Genomic DNA, 18,176 nt, shown 5'->3' with positions numbered 1-18,176 from the left:
AATTCTAAACACATGATATCTTCTATTTTCGGAGTGATGTTTTTCTGCAAGGTTCACAGTTCGTCTTCTTTAATTACATTTTTTCCTGAAACTTTTTCAATTACTATAATTGTAAATTCTAACAACCAAAAGCAGAGAGGGATTAGTAGGATAGAGGACAATATTAGATCAGTTATTAATCGAGTAAAGTTGAATTTATTAAAGGATAAATCCTGTATAAATAATACTGCTAATAAAAAAAATGCTGTCCCCATATTCGTTATTACTTGAAATAGAACAGATCTCCATGGTCTGTTATTACTCGTGTTTTTCAACCATCTTTTTCCTGCTAGGCATAATAGTGGAAGCGTGAAACCGAGAAAGCCAAATGGTGTATGATAAACAGAATCTAAGAATAATCCTATAATCGTACATCCTAATATGCCCTGCCACCAATTAAGTAAAATGCTGGAAGATAAAAAAAATAGTCCGGGTAAAAATATAGATATTCCCCATCGAGAAAGTTCTGAATTTACTAGAGAAATTAGACTTAATACAAAAATGTTTATTAGTAACAAAATAAAAAATGGGATGTTCCTATTTTTCATTGATATTAATTTTCTAGTTCGCTAAGGACGGCCACTTCAAGAACCTCAGTTATCTTTTTATTGATAATTACTTTTCCCATTTTAAATAATCCATTATTATCTCCTTCTAGTTCATATACTACCCCGATTGGAATGCCTTTGGGGAAATTCCCCCCCAGTGATGATGTGACTAGTTTTAGGGGTTTTTTTTTCGAGGTTTTTATATCATGGGGCACGTCCATTACTAAACCGTGTGCCTGACCACCCACATTGATACCATTACCCTGGTAGGTAACGGGTCTGTTATCCTTTTCAAAATGAGCAACAATTCTAAAATTCGGATTTGTGATCAATTCTATTTCCGACGATCTTGAATCTACATGAATGATTCTTCCCAATGCTCCTTCATCGAAAAGTACTCCATCTCCTAAACTGATACTTTCATTGAGCCCTTTGCGAATTGTCATTTGTTGCCACCACCCGTTCATTTTTCTAATTGTTACTCGGGCGTTCACAGATCTAAATCTTTTGCTTGGATCTAATTTTATTGTTTTGTTTAACTGAGATATTGTTTTTTCGAGTGATTGTAGCCTCTTTATTTCTGACATTAACTCACCTTCTCGAAATTGTTTAAACTTTATATCGGCTTCAAGCCTTGATAAATCTTTTCCTTTGCTAATTAAAGTTTTTTTGGAATCAGACAAATGTCCCCAATAATTTGTTAAATCATCGAGTCTTGAAGCCAGGTCCCATATGGGTGCTTGGAACTCTCTAAACGCCGTTTGAGTGAAAATCTTAACGCTTGCTGGAAGAAGCCACCAACAAATTACAAAAAAACCTAAATATATAAATGGATGGGACTTTCGCCTTTCTGACTTCTTGGACAAGTTTGTAATTTACTGTGTTACTAATCTGTCCACTTGGTCGCGTGTCAATGTCCCTAAGAGATCGAGGAATTTACCAGTCCCATTGGCAACACAGCAAAGCGGGTCTTCTGCTTGTATTACGGTTAATCCAGTCGCATCACTTATCACTTGATCAAGTCCACGAATTAATGCTCCTCCGCCTGCTAGAACTATTCCACGGTCAATAAGGTCAGCGGAGTGCTCAGGTTGGCATCTATCTAGTGCATTTTTGACCAAGTCTACGATCTGAGTAACTACTTCTTTTAATGCTTCTTCTCGAATTTCTTGGGATGTTATATGTTTTGTAACTGGTAGACCAGCTGTCGCATCTCGACCTCTTACATCCATGCTAATTTCTCCATTCACAATGGGAGCTGCGGAGCCTACATTAAATTTTATTTCTTCTGCAGTTCTTTCCCCAATTAAAAGTCCATATGCCTTTTTCATGTAAGCAATAATTGCTTCATCAAGTTCGTCTCCCCCCACTCTTATACTTCTTTGAAAAGAGACACCTGAAATTGAAATAATCGCTACCTCTGTAGTTCCTCCGCCAATATCAACAATCATATTGGCATATTCTTCGTGTATCGGTAATCCCGCACCAATTGAAGCTGCCATTGGTTCACCAAGTAATAGTACTTCTCTAGCGCCAGCTCTTATTGCGGAGTCTTTAACTGCTCGTTTCTCAACCGCTGTGATGCCCGAAGGAACCGCAATGACAACACGGGGGGGCACTAACTTTCTTTTATCTACCTTTTCAATGAAATATCGAAGCATTGCTTCTGAAATTTCGAAGTCTGCAATTACTCCATCTTTCATTGGGCGGAGTGCCTCAATTGTTCCGGGAGTACGCCCTAGCATTTTTTTTGCATCTGATCCAACAGCACAAACCTTTTTACTAGTTTTATATCTTGCAACCACACTTGGTTCTCTAAGTACGATACCTCTATCCTTTACGAACACCAATGTGTTAGCTGTGCCAAGATCAATTCCAATGTCATTGGATAAAAAGCCGAATAAATTACCTATCATGTATGGATAATACTTTACTACTTTTGATTAATTTATTGCAACAATCAAAGAGAGTCAGCAATTAATTTTGATATTGTGAAGTTTTTCTCTTGGCTAGGTAGATAAGAAAAATTCCACCTATTGCTAGAAAAATGGAATAAAATTGGCCCCTAGACATTCCTAAAATCAATGAGGCGTCTGGTTCTCTAAACAATTCATTGGTAATTCTTCCTACCGAATAAAGAAATAGAAATTCCCCCGTTAAATGGCCTGGGCACTTTTTGGTTATATCAGTTTTCCAAAATCGCCATTGAACATAAATAAATGGAATCAGACCCTCCAATAGTGCCGCATATATTTGAGACGGATGCCTTGCTACTCCAATTATAAAGTCAGGTGCTTTTGGAAATAGAACGCCAAAGGAAATCTCTGTGGTTTTACCCCATAGTTCTCCGTTAATGAAATTAGCTATTCTTCCAAAAAAAATACCCGGAGGCACGATACTTACAATTAAATCACCAATGGGAAAAGGAGATTGTTTTGAGTGCCTAGCGTACCACAGTGTAGCAATACATACCCCAACGAATCCTCCATGACTAGCCATTCCGCCTTCCCAAACTCTGAGTATTATAAGAGGGTCTTCTATTAGTTTTGATCCCTGATATAGAATCGCATAACCAACTCGACCACCAATTAGAACGCCGAGGATTTGAAAAGTCATCAGGTTCATGATTTGCTCTGGGTCATAGGGACTACGTCCACGTTTCCAGGCCAATCTTAAAATCATTCCTGCAGCAATAAAGCCACATAAATAGGCGATGCCATACCATCTAATTCCACCTGGGCCCCAATCATCATAAGGAGCCGGGAATTGTACGAGAAAAGGGCTTAAGTTATGGGTCCAATATTCTGTAAGGTTAAATTTCACACTCCTTTGTGGTTAATTTGATTTAGAAATGTTCTCTTCCGATATACGAACTTCATGTTTTCTTTTTGCAAGTTCTCTCATGTCTACTGCGAGGTCGTCATGTTCGAAAATCTCCTGACCTAAAATACTTTCGATTATGTCTTCCATGGCTAGAACTCCCACTATTGAGCCAAATTCATCCACCACCATGCTTAATTGACAATGTTCAGCAAGTAAAAGCCTTAAGGCTTTGTCTGCAGTAGCATTTTCAGGTACAAAAGTAGCTTCTTTTGCCAAAGTCGCTAACTTAGACAGCTCTTTTTTTTCTACGATTGCGTTGTGAAGGTCTCTTCTTCGAACTATTCCAGTAATGGTATCTATGTTATCTTTGTAGATTGGAATGCGTGCAAACGGAACATTTGGGTGAAGTTTAAAGACTTCCTTTACGGTTAGGTTTTCCTCTAAAGAAGTTACCACTGTTCTTGGTGTCATTATTGTTCGAACTTCTAATTTGTCTAATCTCAATGCATTTGTTACGAGAGCACTTTCTTCATTTGTCAGGGTGCCCGTTTTGGCTCCTTTTTTTGCTAAAAGAATAATCTCTTCTTCGTCGCTATCTTCTTCTTTTTCTTTATGGGGTACCACAGCTTGCACAGTAACCTTACAAATTTTGGAAAAAGGAATCATGATTACACGGACGAAATAAAGTGGGTATACAAAATGTCCTAACACTTCAGAGCGATAAGAAAAAGCAAGATTCTTGGGAAGTATTTCGGCAAAAAAGAGTATTCCAACGGTGAGCCCGCAAGCAAATATCAGAAGGCTGTTAGAACTTCCTCCCAACGCATTTTCTGCCAAACCACCGACCAGTGTTGCACCAAGTGTATTGGCAATCGTGTTTAAGCTTAGTATCGCCGAACTGGTTTCTTCGATTTCTTTATGAAATTTCTCGACAAGTTTCCCTTTATTTGGGGATTTTAATTTAAGGTTCTCAATTTCGGCTGAGGTTACACTTAAAATAAGTGCTTCGAGCGTTGAGCAAAGAGCAGAAATCCCAATGGTGAGAATAATCGCAATGATTAATTCGTTAATCACTCCTGAAAAAATAAGGCTAGAAATTTAATAGTATATACGCTTTAATTTGATCTTTAGCAAAAATATGCAAACATTCGCAATGTTTAAAGTTCGCATCCTGAAATCGCTAAAGAAGCGATTTTAATATTTCATGACTATCATCCAAAAATTACATTTACGAGATTTGCACATCCTTAATTCAGCTAAGCTAACTGAATTTGCAGGATGGGAGATGCCAGTTTCTTATGGAAGTGCAGTTGATGAACATTTACACACAAGGTCTCAATCCTCGCTTTTCGATGTAAGTCATATGGGAGAAATTAGAGTTCAGGGTAGAGATGCCGGTGAATTTCTAGAGTTTGTTTTAACAAATACTGTAAAAAATGTAAATTCAGGTCGTGCTATTTATTCTCCCTTTTGTTACGAAGATGGTGGAACAGTAGATGATTTGATTGTCTACAAAAGAAGTGAAGTAGATTATTTATTATGTGTAAATGCCTCGAATATTGAAAAGGATTATAATCATTTTATTCAATACAGCAGTACTTTTGATTGTGAGATTATAAACGAATCCAATTTATTTGGGCAATTAGCCTTGCAAGGACCTATTAGTGAAAAGATTTTAGCATCTGTCATTAATCAAGACCTTTCCTGCATTTCCAAAATGTGTTTTATAGAACAAGAATTTTCAATTGGGCATGCATTGATTTCTAGAACTGGTTACAGTGGAGAAGATGGATTTGAAATTTATTGTCCATTAAAAGATCTGGAGAATTGGGCAATTGCACTGAGTCAATACGAGGGCAAGGCAGATTGTCGATGGGCAGGTCTTGCAGCCCGTGACAGTCTAAGACTCGAGGCAGGATTTCCTTTGTACGGACATGAATTATCTTCCTCTATAACTCCAGTACAAGCTGGTTTGAGTTGGGCGATCAAGTGGGAGAAAAAAGACTTTGTAGGTCGTCAAAAATTACTCACTGAATCAAAGAGTGGTGCTTCCGGTCGAGTCAGGTTTTATGAAGTCGAGGATAGGCGTATTCCAAGAGACGGATCCAAGATTCTGTTAGATGGTAAAGAATATGGAGAAGTGTTGTCCGGTGGATACTCTCCTTCGATCAAAAAACCCATAGGGAGTGCTTGGATATCATCCAAGGGTTTGGAGCATATTAATAAGTTGGGATGGAAGGCAGAGGTTCGATCCACTAGTGTTGACTTATTTTTCGCTCCTCCTGTATTACGACGTAAATAGCTGAATTCAATCTGCTCCCTGAAAGCCTTTGATTATAATATCAAGTCCTTCAAAGTTTGTAAAACTTAGGTTTTCTATCATGACCGCTTCAATCCTATCACGAAGAACTTTTCGGGTATTCTTGATGTTGCAATCCTGTTTTATGCGAATCCTAATGTCTAATCGGAAGTTTTTCCCTTTTCTTTTTATAGAAGTCGAAGGTGAGAAAATACCCGGGATATCTTCGCATGATTTTTTGACTAACTCATGCAGTGCATGAGGTGTAATTTGTACATTTCCTTCTTCATCTGAAAAAACAGGGATCAATTCTTTGCGCAGTTTTCTAATCAAAAATAGTAAAGAGCAAAGGACTGCTAGAACTGCAAGTGCGTACCAATATGCCGAATTTCCAATGGCATCCGAAAACTCCCAATGAAGAAAAGTATGCCAATCAAAATTAAACATTAATAAGATTCAATTAACTTGTTGAGTCACTTGCCCATTGGTCATCAGTTTCATCTTTTTCGGGTGAGTCCATTTTAATATCGTCAATAATTACATCGATTGATCGTGCATGGTTACCAGTCATTGAAAGAATTTGGTCTCGAATTGTTTCCTGAATAGAAACCCCGGTTTTGGCAAGGTCTACTCCAAACTCGAGAACTACTCTCACTTCAATTTCGTATCCACCATCAGAAGTTTCTGTAACTTTCACACCGCGCTCAGATTCTTTCTTGGAGAAGAAATCAGTAAGCCCTTCAACCACTCCTGCAGTGCCAACATTAACTACGCCTTCAACAGATTGGGTAGCCAATCGTACAATTCCTGCAATTACGCTATGGTTGATTCTAATCGTACCAAGTTCGCTCGATTCTTCTGAGAGGGTAGGGATGGAGTTCTCCATCGATTCGTCTTTAGTTTTTTTTGTCATTTTCTGGATTCTTTGACTGGTTTATCAAGTAAATCTTTTGGAGCTCTCGCAAGAAACTCTTCGATGTAAGATGTGGTCGCTTCCCCTTGTCGGAATGCTGGGTCAAGAATTACAGCTTTGAGAAAATCGATATTGGTATCGATCCCTCGAATAATGTATTCGCTTAGTGCTCGGTACATTCTGTCTAGCGCAATTTTGCGGGTTCTTCCGTATGATATTAGTTTGCATATCATGCTGTCATAATGAGGAGAGACCATGTAACCGCCATACACATGAGAGTCTACACGAACGCCATGTCCGCCTGGAGCGTAATAAAGGTCGATGGTCCCCGGCGATGGTATAAACCCTTTCGAAGGATTCTCCGCACAAATTCTGCACTCAATCGCATGTTTGTCTAGGGATATATCTTTTTGAGAGAATGAAAGTCTTTTCCCAGAGGAAATTTGGATTTGTTCTTTAATTAAATCAATACCAGTAGCCTCTTCGGTTACTGCATGTTCGACTTGGATACGGGTATTCATTTCTATGAAATAGAAGTTGCCCTTTGCATCGACTAAAAATTCGATAGTACCAGCGTTCACATAATTTGCTGCTTGTGCTGCTTTTAAAGCTGCTTTACCCATTCTAGTTCTCAAGCTTTTATCTAGGAAAGGGGAGGGAGCTTCTTCGATCACTTTTTGGTGTCTCCTCTGGACAGAGCAATCTCTCTCACCTAAGTGTACCATATTTCCGTGTTTGTCTGCAAGAATTTGAAATTCGATATGGCGCGGACTCTCCAAATATTTTTCGACATAAAGCGAACCATCTCCAAATGCTTTCTCCGCTTCCATTCTTGCTGATAGAAACTCTTTTGCAAAGGATACGGCATTGTGTGCAATACGCATTCCTCTTCCTCCACCTCCAGAAACTGCTTTGATAATCACAGGGAACCCAATTTTTTGAGCTACTTTTGTCGCCACAATTTCATTTGCAAGAGGACCATCACTACCGGGTATTATAGGAACTCCCGCTTTCGCTACGGTTTCTCTAGCCATTGCCTTATCGCCCATTTTTTTGATGGTTTCAGATCGAGGGCCAATAAATTCGATGTTACATGATTCGCACTGCTCTGCAAACTCAGCGTTTTCAGATAAAAAACCGTATCCCGGGTGGATCGCATCAATATCACCAATTTCAGCCGCACTTAAAATTCTATCTGCACGAAGGTAACTTTCAGACCCGCTAGCCGGACCAATACAAATTGCTTCATCCGCCAGTTGTACATGAAGAGATTGTTCATCTGCTTCTGAATAAACTGCAAGTGTATGAATACCAAGTTCTCTACACGCTCTAACAATGCGAAGTGCAATTTCCCCGCGATTTGCAATGAGAATCTTTTTAATCATAGCAAATTACTTTTTGCGGATTTTAAAAAGTGGTTGCCCGTATTCAACGCTAACACTGTCCTCAACAAGAATTTCAATAATTTCTCCACCTTGATCTGCTTGCACTTCGTTCATTACTTTCATGGCTTCGATAATGCAAAGAACATCCCCTTTGTTTATTTTATCTCCAGAAGATACAAATGTGGGATCATCTGGGGATGGTTTCCTGTAAAATGTCCCTACCATAGGAGATTTGAAAATATATGTATCCTCATCCAGTTCCGTTTCATTTGTTGGAGAAGAGGCTGCTGTTGTGGGTTCTTTACGAATTTGTACAGGGATAGCATCAGTTTGATATGAAACCGGACCTTTTGAGTCACCGGGACGAGCTAATCGTAGCTTCAAGTCCTGGGTTTCTATTTCTAAATCTGTAAGATCAGATTTTTGCATTAGAGATATAATTCCTTTTAATTCGCTTAAGTCCAAAATGAGTTCCTCCTATTTATAAAATTGAATGATAGATTTATAAAAATCTATTTTGAAAATCATGCAACGACAGATTTCAATGAATTAGTTTATTCCTTGCTTTTACTTAGTCGGAGAAAGCAAAAACTCCCATTTGGGATCATTCCACGGTCCTGTAATCTTTATCTCAGCGAAAACAGCCAAGGGATCTGCAATTTGTGCAATCTTGCTGATGATTGGAACATTTCCAATAAGTTGTATTTTAGATTTAATATTTAATTCACCATTTTCTAAGTTAATGTTTCCATTACTTACAACCTTTGATAATAAACCAGAAAGTACAAGACTATCAAATGTAATTAGTCCATTTTCTAGTTCAAATAAACCTTCTAATGTATTAAACTTCAATGTGCCCGAAGGAAAAGGCAAAGGCAATTCATCTAAACCATTTGAAAGCAATCCAAGTAATCGAATTTTGCTTAATTCCTTGTCCTTAATTTTAATTTTACCAGTGCCGTTTAAACTCGTGAAATCAAAATCTGTACAGGTTGCATTAATACTAAAATCAACAATACCATTTTCTGATATCGAAGTTGAGTCTTTGTCAGATAATATAATTTTGTCAGTTTTTAATTGATAGGATATAATAGAATCATAAAGTTCATCTACTTTAAGATTACTTGTTTTAAGATTAATATTAGAATTCTTATTGGTTAAATTAGAATCGATAAGGAGTGAAATATTTCCATTACAAGTTTGAATTGTAGGGAAATCAAAAAGTAGGGAATTTGTTTCTTTTATTATTGTACCCTTAAAACTAGTAAAATTAATGCCGTTCCATGAACCATTTTTATCTGTGTCTGTAATTATATGAAAATTATTATCGCTTGTTTCTGGAAAATTATACTTGTTTGACCGGATATCTATGTCGCCATGTGTGTCTACCCTAATTGTTGTTAAATTAAAGTCATCTAAGAATCCCTCCACGAAATCTCCTAGAATATTCCTTCCATCATTTATTGGAAAGTCACCAATCATTTTGAAATTTAATAGTTCTGATTGGCGTGCTGCTAAACGTGGTATTGTAACATGACCACCAATAACACCCCTTGAATGTTCTAAATGGTTGAGAAATAAAGTAGTTTTTTTAGCATCTACATTAACATGAATATTTGAATTTATGACGTCCAATTGCTTGTATTTATAATGGGACGCATTTATCTTGCCATCAGTGCTATGGTTAGAGTCCCCCCCCCATGAACCTGAAATAATAAAATCTCCAAGAGGAACATCATCTAGATTAAATGCAAAGTCAGTCCAGATTTCAGTCCACCATTCTCCCATCCAATTATTGATATCGGTTGGATTGCACTGACCATTTAATACAAATTCATAATTCAATGGACTCCATTCTTGAGAGTATGTGCCTTGAACCTGACTGTTTCCCATTTTACCGTATGCATTGGTAAAAGTAAGGCTTAGGTTGTCATTCAATGTTCCGGAACCTGAATAGTTGCCATCTGGTGCATCAAGGACAGAAACATTGTTCCCAAGAATTGTAATGTAATTTTGGGGGTTAGGTTCATTAATAATGGAGAAACTATTTATACCTATTTCGATTAAATCCCCTGTAATAAAGTTAAAAGTTTTTTTGTTTTTGATAATTTTAAAATCTAGCAAATTAGGTATGAATTTATTTTCCCCATCAATAGAAAATACTGAGTCTGTGGGGTTCCATTTTATGAAATTACTGCAATTTGAAGTATTATTATCAAGAATCAGTATGGTATTTATAAATTTATCATAAGAATTAAAATTAAGAAATAAATTAGAAGTTGACCCCTTTATCACTCCGTCAAAATTAATAGAATTACTGTTGCAGTTCACAAAGTAATTGATTGCGGAATTTTTTTGATTACCTTTCGTGTCAGATAGGAAAATATTAGATTTATTAAATTCAACGGTAGAATTGGAAAAGGGTAGTCGAAGTTTCTCTATTTGAGTTGATATTCGTTTCATTCTTCCTTTGGTTAAGTCGAATGTACCGATAGTCTTAAGTCCTGAGATAACAGGGTTTGTGTCATTAGAAGCTTTTTGGACGACATTGAATTTGATATTTTCGTCAATGTCGAACACACATACTAATTCGATACAATCGGTCGTGTTAATTTCGAGTAAATTTTTTTGTATTAGATTATTATATTTTTCAATATTAGTAAAAATAGAATCTAGACTACCCTCTTGCTTTTTAGTGTTATTTAAGGTTTTGGTTAAGTTAATCTTACCTTTCACCTTTACAACTATCTTTTCGGAATTTACTTCAAAAGACATATGTAAGTAATTTCTTTCCACATTCGCAGTTACATTTTTTAAACTAATAAACTTCTTTGACTTTAGAAAAGTACATTTAATTATCTCAGCTTTAAATTTTAAAAATGACTCGAATGAACTCGGAATATAATCCTTTAAAATAATTGTCGGATTTTCAAGTTGAACTATGTGATTTTTTTTTGAAATTAGTTCTATCTCTTTGGCATTTATTATTTTTGGAAGTTTAAAATAAACCCCTTTGAAACTTAGTGCATTATCTTTAGGTAGAGTAATGAAAGTATTCAGGAAGGAGTTTGGTATTATAATACCTTTAATTGAGACAAACAAAATGAGTACTTGTAAAAAAAATATTATCAGCAGGAAAAAATTTAATTTTTTTCGATATTTATAAAAAGTCTTGTATGCCTTTTTAGGATCCACAGTTTAATAACTTGATTTTGTCACTTTAGAAAGTTTTTGTATCAAATATGTTGGCAAATTAAATGTGTGATTGTCGTTGCTTAAACTACCTAACCACTGCTTTTCAGAAAGTTTTTCACTGAGAAAAAGTTTGGAGTTCGTTTTATCAGAATATTCAATATTGATAAGGTAGGTCCACGGAACCCAATCTCCCTTTAACCAAGTTCCATCTAATTGACTCTTATCATTTACAAAAGATTCAACTTCGAAATTTTTAAAATCACTCGTGAAATCGATAGTGACATTGTTTTCAAGGTTATAAATAGATTTATTAGAATCGAAACTGCTTATTTGAATATTTTTAATAGAATTATTTTCATTTAATATTCTCCTTTTTTTGAACTCGTACGTTTTAATGTTCAAAATTTTAGTCCAGTCTTCCTTTACTAAGCACAAGAGCGATTCCTCAACCATCAGAATTTTAGAAAGCGTGGCATCAAGTTGATTGTTTTGAATCAAAATTGTTTTAACTTCAGTATTTTTATTTGTAATTTGGATTTTGTAGACTGATTTATTTTCTAGATTAAATTCAATATCACTTTGCTCTGCCTTAAATGAGATGAATTCTTTTATTTCCATTCTGTTTAAGTATAATAAAAACTGATCTACCTTAAAGGGATCTGCTTCAAATCCGATGTCTTCATTCGATGTGATTTCCCAAATATTATCGAATGGTCGTTCAAGTGTAATGCCAATATCAGAATTAGAAACAACTATTTTTTGTATGCTTTCATTTTTTAATCTAAATATTTTACGCTCGCGCAATTTTGTACTCCAGTCTGATAAGTAAGACTTGAAAGATTTGTCTAGTTTTATTATATGATCAGTGTAACTTGTCTTGCAATAGTGGTAAGATGATTCATCGGATTTAATTTCTTCACTGAATTGAAATTCATGATTTAAATTATTCGAGGTTAATATAAGTTTGAATTTCCAATCATCAAATGCAGTCAGTGATGATTCATTTTTTTCCTCATTAACATTAAAGTCGATCACTTTAATGGTTAACAATCTATTTAAAAGTAATCGCACGTTTTCGTTGTTGGCTTTTGTTTTAAATGGTAATTCAAACTCCCATCCTCCAATATCATTTTTGACAAGTTTTGTAGTATTTAAATTGGAATTATTCAATTTAATCGAAGCAGAAATACTTTGTACTTGGTGCAGATTCGTTCGTATTAAGTTATTAACAGCCCAATCCTGGAGGGGTATTTCTGTAATATCAAGCAGTTCGTTTGAAATCCTCCATATCTCTATATCGGGGTTTTCATCAATTTGTACTTCGCAAAAAACAAATTTTTTATCTCTGGTTGAATTCCCAATCCTAATTTTAATTGTATGATTCGATTTTACTAATTGGAGTATAATCGATTCTGAATTTATTCCGTAGTCACTTACTATTTCTCCACGATCAGTAATTTCTTTGTAATCAAATAGTTTATTAAAGTCGAGGTGTGAAAAAATTGTAATAAAGTTGGTGATTGAAAATTCATCAACTTCCCATTCGATTGGTTTTTTTATTTTCCAAGCAAACCCTTCTTTCATTAGTAAGAAGTTTTGATTCTGTTTTACTATCTCTATTTGCTCAAGTTCATCTAAATTGCTGATATTGGTTAATTTATCAATCATACCCGATTGATCTTGATCATTTAGATTAAAGTATATCCATGCCATAAGCACAGCGTTTAAGCCTATCAATACTATCTTTATATTCATAATTATAGTTCTTTGCGTAACCAACCTACAAAAAGTCCTATTAATGCTGTTGAGATCGGAATAACCGAAAGTGCGTAAAGCAAGTTTACATATTCTCTTTCGTTTAAGTTTATGTTGTAGGTACTTATTGATTTAGGTTCGATATCTAGCATCGCTCTTTCTTCTATCATCCAATTAATAATATTCTTCGTTAAGAATCTATTACCAGTATTTTCCTTCAATCTTTTATTTGTTAGGATTGAGGATGAACCCATTACAGCAACTTTACCTTTTCTCGAATTTAAATCATTTTTCTGGCCTTTATCAATTTCGGACAAAGCGATTACTGGCACCGGTCCTTTCAAGTCTAGCAAGTCGTTTAATATAGGCGGAATGGTTCTGTTAATCCAAGAGGAAAGAGCCCATGAACTTCTTCTCGAAAACAATATTTCAGAAGTGATCAAATCTTTAATTTCAGAAGTTATTTTCTCAACAGGTCTAAGTCTTGATGATTGAACCGAGTACGCACCATCTCTGAGTTTATTAACTACTCTGTGCGATTTTTCTCTCGAATATGTTTTGAGTGAATAATCTCCGGTAAAAACATCGAAATTATTTTTTATGGGATCATGAATGAGCATATCATGGCATCTTATACCCCATTGTTTCAGTAGTGTTCGAAATCCAAACGCAGGTTTGCCCATCGTCGAAATTTCTTCAGATGGATCAAAGGCAATTAGTAAGTTTCCATTTTCACGATTAATATAGTCACTAATGACGGAGATTTCCTTGTCTTGAAAGGTACCTCTCGGGTCAGTTATGAATAATAATTTTGCATTACTGGGCATTTGGCTAATGGTTGAAATGTCTATTGTTGATACTTTAATATTTTGGTTTTCCAGAATAGACCTTAATTCAGAGAATCCTTTTATCGGGTTAATATCTGATGGACTTCCTTCTCCATGTCCCCTCGAAAAATAGGCTACATGCTGTTGCTTGCTTGTTGCCGTTATCTCTAATATGGATCTCAGGATTACCTCTTCTCCTAAAAACTCGCTTGGTTCCATTATACCATTTGCACCTTCTGTCCATGTATCATAGAACCCTGATTCCCATATTTTTTCCCGGGCGAGAGAATCTTTAGATCTAAAGATGTTCTCTCTGTCTAGTATGTTAATTCCTTCAGGTTCCTTGTATTTGAAGATAAGCTTTTTCTTACCTGTTTCTGAATAAGCACAAATTTCGTTTCTTTCAACGAGATTGAATTTATTAATTAGATTCGATGATGTTAATGCTGAATCAATATTAATACGATGAATTCTAATTTTGTTTGATCTTGCTTTTTGATAAGATTCTAAAATTAAATTTAGATCAAAAAGTAGCTTTTGTATGACCTTTGGAAGATTATTGCTCTCCGGTATTGTTATTATTATGTCAATTGGTTCAGTAATCCTGTTAAGTCTACTTACTGTTTCTAAAGATAATGAATATTTTTGTTCTGTTGTTAAATCGATGCTGTAATTAATCTTTGAAATTAAGAAATTAGTACATAATAATAATAGGACTAATAAAAGTATAGTAAATGATGTGTCCCACTTCCTATTTCGCTTTGCATGTTTAAAATCAGTCAATTATTAAGTCTTTCAATTTGAATAGTTGATAATATAAGGAAGAAAATTGTCAATGCTGCCTGGTTCAATATTGTAGATAGGTCAATTAAACCTACCGAAAATTGTCCGAATTTATCTAATCCATTGATATAGGTGCCGAAAAGTCCGTCTGTTAGTTTTTGGTAGTTTGTGAAGTATGCATCAGAAGTTTGATTACCAAAGGAAAATACCATGATAGAAAGATATGCTGTAAGTAAAGTGAAGGTAAGCATTCCGGCAACCATTTGGTTTTTTGTTATTGAACTTGAAAATACTCCAATCGCAGTAAATGTACCACCGAAAATTAATAAATATAATGTACTACCTGTCCAATTCTCAATTTCGTTGAATCCTAAATTCCCGCCTTGTTCCGGAAACATTAAAAGTAGAAGTAACGGAAAGCAAAGTGCGAGGGCAGATATAATTATAAAGAAGACAAAACATCCTGACCATTTTCCGATTACAAGTATCCAGTTACTAACCGGCGCAGAAAATAAGGTCTCAAGTGTCCCCAACCGCCTTTCTTCAGCAAAGCATCTCATTGTTATGAATGGTATTAGTGCAGGTGCCCCAAATAATAGTCCTACAATTAATGAGGATAGTGGTGGAAGTAACCAGTCCGTGTTCGAGAAAGTCTCAATAAAAAATCGAAACCCAAGTGCTAAAAGAGAGAGGAAATAGAATGCAGCAACATAAGTGGATGGCGAAATAAATAATGAAAAAAGTTCATACCTTAAAATTATATAATAAGATTTCATTCAAATTTTAGTACGATTTAAAAAATCGTGTTCTTCCCAGTTCTTTTTTGTAGCTCTTAAAAAAATTGTTTCAAGATCAGGTCTTCTAATTTGAAATTCTGAAATTCGGATGTCATTTTCTTCGAGTAATGTGCGAACAATCTTTTCGGCAATATGTTCTCCCTTATCAGTCGAGAAATTATATCTTCTCTTGCCGGATACTTCAACGGGGTCATCTTGCAGGAGTTCGCATGTTTGATCTAATAATCGAATTTTTTTTTGGATATCAATTTTATTGCTAGATGCGACAATTTGAAATGTGGTTTTGTTAACAAATCGTTTTTGTAAATCATGTAATGTTCCTTCCGCAACAATTTGTCCATGACTTAAAATTATCATTCGGTCACAGCACGCTTCCACTTCTGACAAAATATGGCTTGATAATAAAAATGATACCTCTCCTCTAAGTCTTTCCATCATTTTCCTAGTTACAGCCGATTGGTGAGGGTCTAGTCCAATGGTCGGTTCATCAAGAATTACAAGCCTTGGTTCCGCTAATAGCGAATCAGCTATTCCTACCCTCTGTCTGTATCCTTTTGATAAATTCCCAATTTTTCTTTCTGAGATTTTTCTTTCTAGGTCGCAAATATCAAGTACTACTTTAATTCTTTCTTTTAGGCGACTTCCTTCCAATCCTTTAAGAAGTGCCCTGAATCGAAGATATTCAATTACCCGTAAATCTTCCGGTAATGGATTATTTTCTGGCAGGTAGCCTATGTGGTTTCTTACCAGGCCCTCTTCTTGTGCAAGGTCGACACCGCATACTTTGGCCTCGCCAGAATCTGCAGGTATTAATCCGGATAAAATTCTTAGCGTTGTGCTTTTCCCTGCACCATTCGGACCAAGGAAACCTACAATCTCACCTTTCCCTATTGAGAAGCTAATTCCCTTAAGTGCCTGGATGCGTCCAAACCTTTTTTTGAGGTTTACCACTTCAATGATTGGTAAGGGTTTATTTTCTACACTCATGTGAAATTTTAAAGAATGTAGTTAAGCTGGTAGGCAATCGCTAAACCTTGGATCGTTAACTCTGGGCAATCAACAATATTTTTCATCATCATGTTTTTTCTGCCACCTCCTGTGATTACTATGTTTGGACGTTTTTGGTAATTTTTATCGATCTCTGAGGTGATCGAATTCAAGATACCTTCTACCATTGAAGGGTATCCCTTTGCGACTCCAATGAGCATTGCCTCTTGCGTTTCCCTTCCAATGGAATTGGTCGGCAGGCGAGAGCTAATCACCACTTTAGGTAAAAGGGAGGTGTTTTGATGTAAAAAGTCTAAGAATCCTTGAGGGCCAGGTGTGATAACTCCTCCCTCATAGCCGCCTGGTTTAGTAATAATATCAAAGGTTGTTGCGGTACCAACATCAATTACAATACATGGAAGGTCTTTTGTATAAAAAACAGCTATTGAATTCGCTATCCTGTCTTGCCCGATTTGTTCTGGGTTAGGGTAGCTTATTGGGAAATTGCCCGCGGAATTATTATTTAAATTGTATAAGTTAAAATCATAATCTTTCGCGTGTTTTATTAGGGATTTCGTTGCCTGTGGAACAACTGAGCAGTACGATATAACATTTTGATCCGGGGAGGTGTGTTTAATTAGATTTATTGGATATGTAATGAACTCTTTTGTTTTAATGTAGTGCTCGTTTATGAGCTTCCCATCTTTAAAGTTGCCGAGGTGACAAATAGTATTTCCAATATCAATGCAAGAAATATTAGCGTTTAATTCTACCATTTTTCTACGGTTAATTCTCCACTGTTTATATGGACGGTTTTTCCATTCCTTGATTTTACTTTAATGGCACCATTTTCATCTATACCTACTGCCTTACCTGAAATATTGTCTTTTCCAGTTTTAATACTTATTTTTTTGCCATGTAGAGCATCAACTGTTGTCCATTTTTCATGAAGCTTTTCATCAGAAATACCTTTAATACATTCTTTATAACTGAATATTATACACTTAATAATTTCAGCCGTTAATTCATGTATTCTCAATGTATGCCCGGTCACTTCATGCAATGAAGTCGAGTGCTTATTTATTGTTTTTGGAAACTTTGTGGCAAGTGAGTTTACATTCACTCCAATGCCAGAAACCATTGATCTCACATGTTCGCTATCTATCGAAGCTTCAGTTAGCATACCAGCAATTTTTTTCCCATTTAATACGATATCATTTGGCCATTTGATTGATATACTATTATTCCCTGTTTTTTTGCGGAGCAGTTCTACAATTGCAATCCCTTGCCATAAGGTGAAAATCTTAAGTTTAATTACCCTGATTTTTGGACGAAAAGCGATCGTCAGATTTATGTTTCCAGTCTTTGGACTGTACCAAGTACGTCCTAATCTGCCACGTCCAGCATGTTGTTCGTTTGAGACAACTGCAAACGGTGCTTTTGCTTGATTGGTTAAATGTCTTTCTGCCTCTGAATTCGTACTATCAATCCTCTGTGATACAAAGACCTTACACTTTATTTTAATTTCATGTAACCAAGCCTCCATGAGATGTTGATTAAATATATCTGGTTCCGCTGCTATTCGATAACCACGATTCTGAGATGCCTCTATTGTAAGTCCCGCTTTTCTTAGTTTCGCTATTCTTGCCCACACTCCCACTCTGGACATCTTTAGTTTTTCAGCAATGATACTGCCCGAGACATAATAGGGAGAGCCTTTTAACAGTATCCTCAAGAGTAAGCTACTAGGATTTTCTTTGGAGTTATTCCTTGTAGTAATTGGTACGTCGGTAGCTTTTCTTTTACCTGGGGGATATTTTGTCAC

At 35.8% G+C, this 18,176-nt stretch carries 17 protein-coding genes; 1 reads left to right on the top strand and 16 read right to left on the bottom strand.

Going from position 1 to position 18,176, the window contains the following annotated elements; translation table 11 throughout:
- Nucleotides 1–53: 53 nt before the first annotated feature.
- The 5 genes from mreD to ACKPQ5_RS01730 form a co-directional block, all read right to left on the bottom strand.
- Nucleotides 54–587, bottom strand: coding sequence for a rod shape-determining protein MreD (mreD, locus tag ACKPQ5_RS01750; RefSeq protein WP_407677373.1), 534 nt, complete (start codon nt 585–587; stop codon nt 54–56).
- A gap of 5 nt (nt 588–592) precedes the next feature.
- Nucleotides 593–1,174, bottom strand: coding sequence for a rod shape-determining protein MreC (gene mreC, locus ACKPQ5_RS01745; protein ID WP_407677372.1), 582 nt, complete (start codon nt 1,172–1,174; stop codon nt 593–595).
- 288 nt (nt 1,175–1,462) lie between these two features.
- Entirely contained in the window at nt 1,463–2,503 is a 1,041-nt protein-coding gene (locus ACKPQ5_RS01740; RefSeq protein WP_407677371.1) for a rod shape-determining protein, read from the bottom strand.
- A gap of 61 nt (nt 2,504–2,564) precedes the next feature.
- On the bottom strand, nt 2,565–3,410 hold the full coding sequence (lgt, locus tag ACKPQ5_RS01735; RefSeq protein WP_407677370.1) for a prolipoprotein diacylglyceryl transferase: 846 nt from the start codon (nt 3,408–3,410) through the stop codon (nt 2,565–2,567).
- Nucleotides 3,411–3,422: 12 nt separating this feature from the next.
- Nucleotides 3,423–4,484: a CNNM domain-containing protein gene (locus ACKPQ5_RS01730; protein ID WP_407677369.1), complete on the bottom strand. Its 1,062-nt coding sequence runs from the start codon at nt 4,482–4,484 to the stop codon at nt 3,423–3,425.
- A gap of 130 nt (nt 4,485–4,614) precedes the next feature.
- Between ACKPQ5_RS01730 and gcvT the strand changes: the two genes are divergently transcribed.
- On the top strand, nt 4,615–5,712 hold the full coding sequence (gcvT, locus tag ACKPQ5_RS01725) for a glycine cleavage system aminomethyltransferase GcvT (RefSeq protein ID WP_407677368.1): 1,098 nt from the start codon (nt 4,615–4,617) through the stop codon (nt 5,710–5,712).
- Between the two features lie 6 nt (nt 5,713–5,718).
- Here the strand turns inward: gcvT and ACKPQ5_RS01720 are convergent, their stop codons facing one another.
- The 11 genes from ACKPQ5_RS01720 to ACKPQ5_RS01670 all read right to left on the bottom strand — a co-directional run bounded on the left by ACKPQ5_RS01720 (nt 5,719) and on the right by ACKPQ5_RS01670 (nt 18,176).
- On the bottom strand, nt 5,719–6,156 hold the full coding sequence (locus ACKPQ5_RS01720) for an Asp23/Gls24 family envelope stress response protein (protein WP_407677367.1): 438 nt from the start codon (nt 6,154–6,156) through the stop codon (nt 5,719–5,721).
- Between the two features lie 13 nt (nt 6,157–6,169).
- Nucleotides 6,170–6,622 (bottom strand): Asp23/Gls24 family envelope stress response protein, encoded by a 453-nt coding sequence (locus tag ACKPQ5_RS01715; RefSeq protein ID WP_407677366.1) that lies wholly within the window; start codon nt 6,620–6,622, stop codon nt 6,170–6,172.
- On the bottom strand, nt 6,619–8,007 hold the full coding sequence (accC, locus tag ACKPQ5_RS01710; protein WP_407677365.1) for an acetyl-CoA carboxylase biotin carboxylase subunit: 1,389 nt from the start codon (nt 8,005–8,007) through the stop codon (nt 6,619–6,621). Before accC ends, ACKPQ5_RS01715 begins: the two co-directional genes overlap by 4 nt.
- Before the next feature lie 6 nt (nt 8,008–8,013).
- Complete coding sequence (gene accB / locus ACKPQ5_RS01705; RefSeq protein WP_407677364.1) at nt 8,014–8,472, bottom strand: acetyl-CoA carboxylase biotin carboxyl carrier protein; 459 nt, start codon at nt 8,470–8,472, stop codon at nt 8,014–8,016.
- A gap of 102 nt (nt 8,473–8,574) precedes the next feature.
- Nucleotides 8,575–11,202 (bottom strand): AsmA-like C-terminal region-containing protein, encoded by a 2,628-nt coding sequence (locus tag ACKPQ5_RS01700; protein ID WP_407677363.1) that lies wholly within the window; start codon nt 11,200–11,202, stop codon nt 8,575–8,577.
- Between the two features lie 3 nt (nt 11,203–11,205).
- A complete protein-coding gene (locus ACKPQ5_RS01695; RefSeq protein WP_407677362.1) occupies nt 11,206–12,957 on the bottom strand; it encodes a DUF4340 domain-containing protein in 1,752 nt (583 codons plus the stop codon).
- Between the two features lie 2 nt (nt 12,958–12,959).
- Nucleotides 12,960–14,567 (bottom strand): Gldg family protein, encoded by a 1,608-nt coding sequence (locus tag ACKPQ5_RS01690; protein ID WP_407677361.1) that lies wholly within the window; start codon nt 14,565–14,567, stop codon nt 12,960–12,962.
- On the bottom strand, nt 14,564–15,343 hold the full coding sequence (locus ACKPQ5_RS01685) for an ABC transporter permease subunit (protein ID WP_407677360.1): 780 nt from the start codon (nt 15,341–15,343) through the stop codon (nt 14,564–14,566). Before ACKPQ5_RS01685 ends, ACKPQ5_RS01690 begins: the two co-directional genes overlap by 4 nt.
- Nucleotides 15,344–16,351, bottom strand: a complete 1,008-nt coding sequence (locus ACKPQ5_RS01680) for an ABC transporter ATP-binding protein (RefSeq protein ID WP_407677359.1) — start codon at nt 16,349–16,351, stop codon at nt 15,344–15,346.
- Between the two features lie 8 nt (nt 16,352–16,359).
- Nucleotides 16,360–17,127, bottom strand: coding sequence for a type III pantothenate kinase (locus ACKPQ5_RS01675; RefSeq protein WP_407677358.1), 768 nt, complete (start codon nt 17,125–17,127; stop codon nt 16,360–16,362).
- On the bottom strand, nt 17,121–18,176 hold the full coding sequence (locus ACKPQ5_RS01670) for a biotin--[acetyl-CoA-carboxylase] ligase (RefSeq protein WP_407677357.1): 1,056 nt from the start codon (nt 18,174–18,176) through the stop codon (nt 17,121–17,123). The genes ACKPQ5_RS01675 and ACKPQ5_RS01670 overlap by 7 nt, the downstream gene beginning before the upstream one ends.

This window comes from Candidatus Seribacter sulfatis (assembly GCF_964187635.1).
Lineage (GTDB): Bacteria > Verrucomicrobiota > Verrucomicrobiia > Opitutales > Seribacteraceae > Seribacter > Seribacter sulfatis.
The sequence above is the reverse complement of the archived record's forward strand: the minus strand, read 5'-3'. Positions and strand labels throughout refer to the sequence as shown.

Coding starts and splice junctions, on each gene's coding strand:
- mreD (WP_407677373.1), bottom strand. CDS start 587: ATGAAAAATAGGAACATCCCATTTTTTATTTTGTTACTAATAAACATT.
- mreC (WP_407677372.1), bottom strand. CDS start 1,174: ATGTCAGAAATAAAGAGGCTACAATCACTCGAAAAAACAATATCTCAG.
- ACKPQ5_RS01740 (WP_407677371.1), bottom strand. CDS start 2,503: ATGATAGGTAATTTATTCGGCTTTTTATCCAATGACATTGGAATTGAT.
- gcvT (WP_407677368.1), top strand. CDS start 4,615: ATGACTATCATCCAAAAATTACATTTACGAGATTTGCACATCCTTAAT.
- ACKPQ5_RS01720 (WP_407677367.1), bottom strand. CDS start 6,156: ATGTTTAATTTTGATTGGCATACTTTTCTTCATTGGGAGTTTTCGGAT.
- ACKPQ5_RS01715 (WP_407677366.1), bottom strand. CDS start 6,622: ATGACAAAAAAAACTAAAGACGAATCGATGGAGAACTCCATCCCTACC.
- accC (WP_407677365.1), bottom strand. CDS start 8,007: ATGATTAAAAAGATTCTCATTGCAAATCGCGGGGAAATTGCACTTCGC.
- ACKPQ5_RS01695 (WP_407677362.1), bottom strand. CDS start 12,957: ATGAATATAAAGATAGTATTGATAGGCTTAAACGCTGTGCTTATGGCA.
- ACKPQ5_RS01685 (WP_407677360.1), bottom strand. CDS start 15,343: ATGAAATCTTATTATATAATTTTAAGGTATGAACTTTTTTCATTATTT.
- ACKPQ5_RS01680 (WP_407677359.1), bottom strand. CDS start 16,351: ATGAGTGTAGAAAATAAACCCTTACCAATCATTGAAGTGGTAAACCTC.
- ACKPQ5_RS01675 (WP_407677358.1), bottom strand. CDS start 17,127: ATGGTAGAATTAAACGCTAATATTTCTTGCATTGATATTGGAAATACT.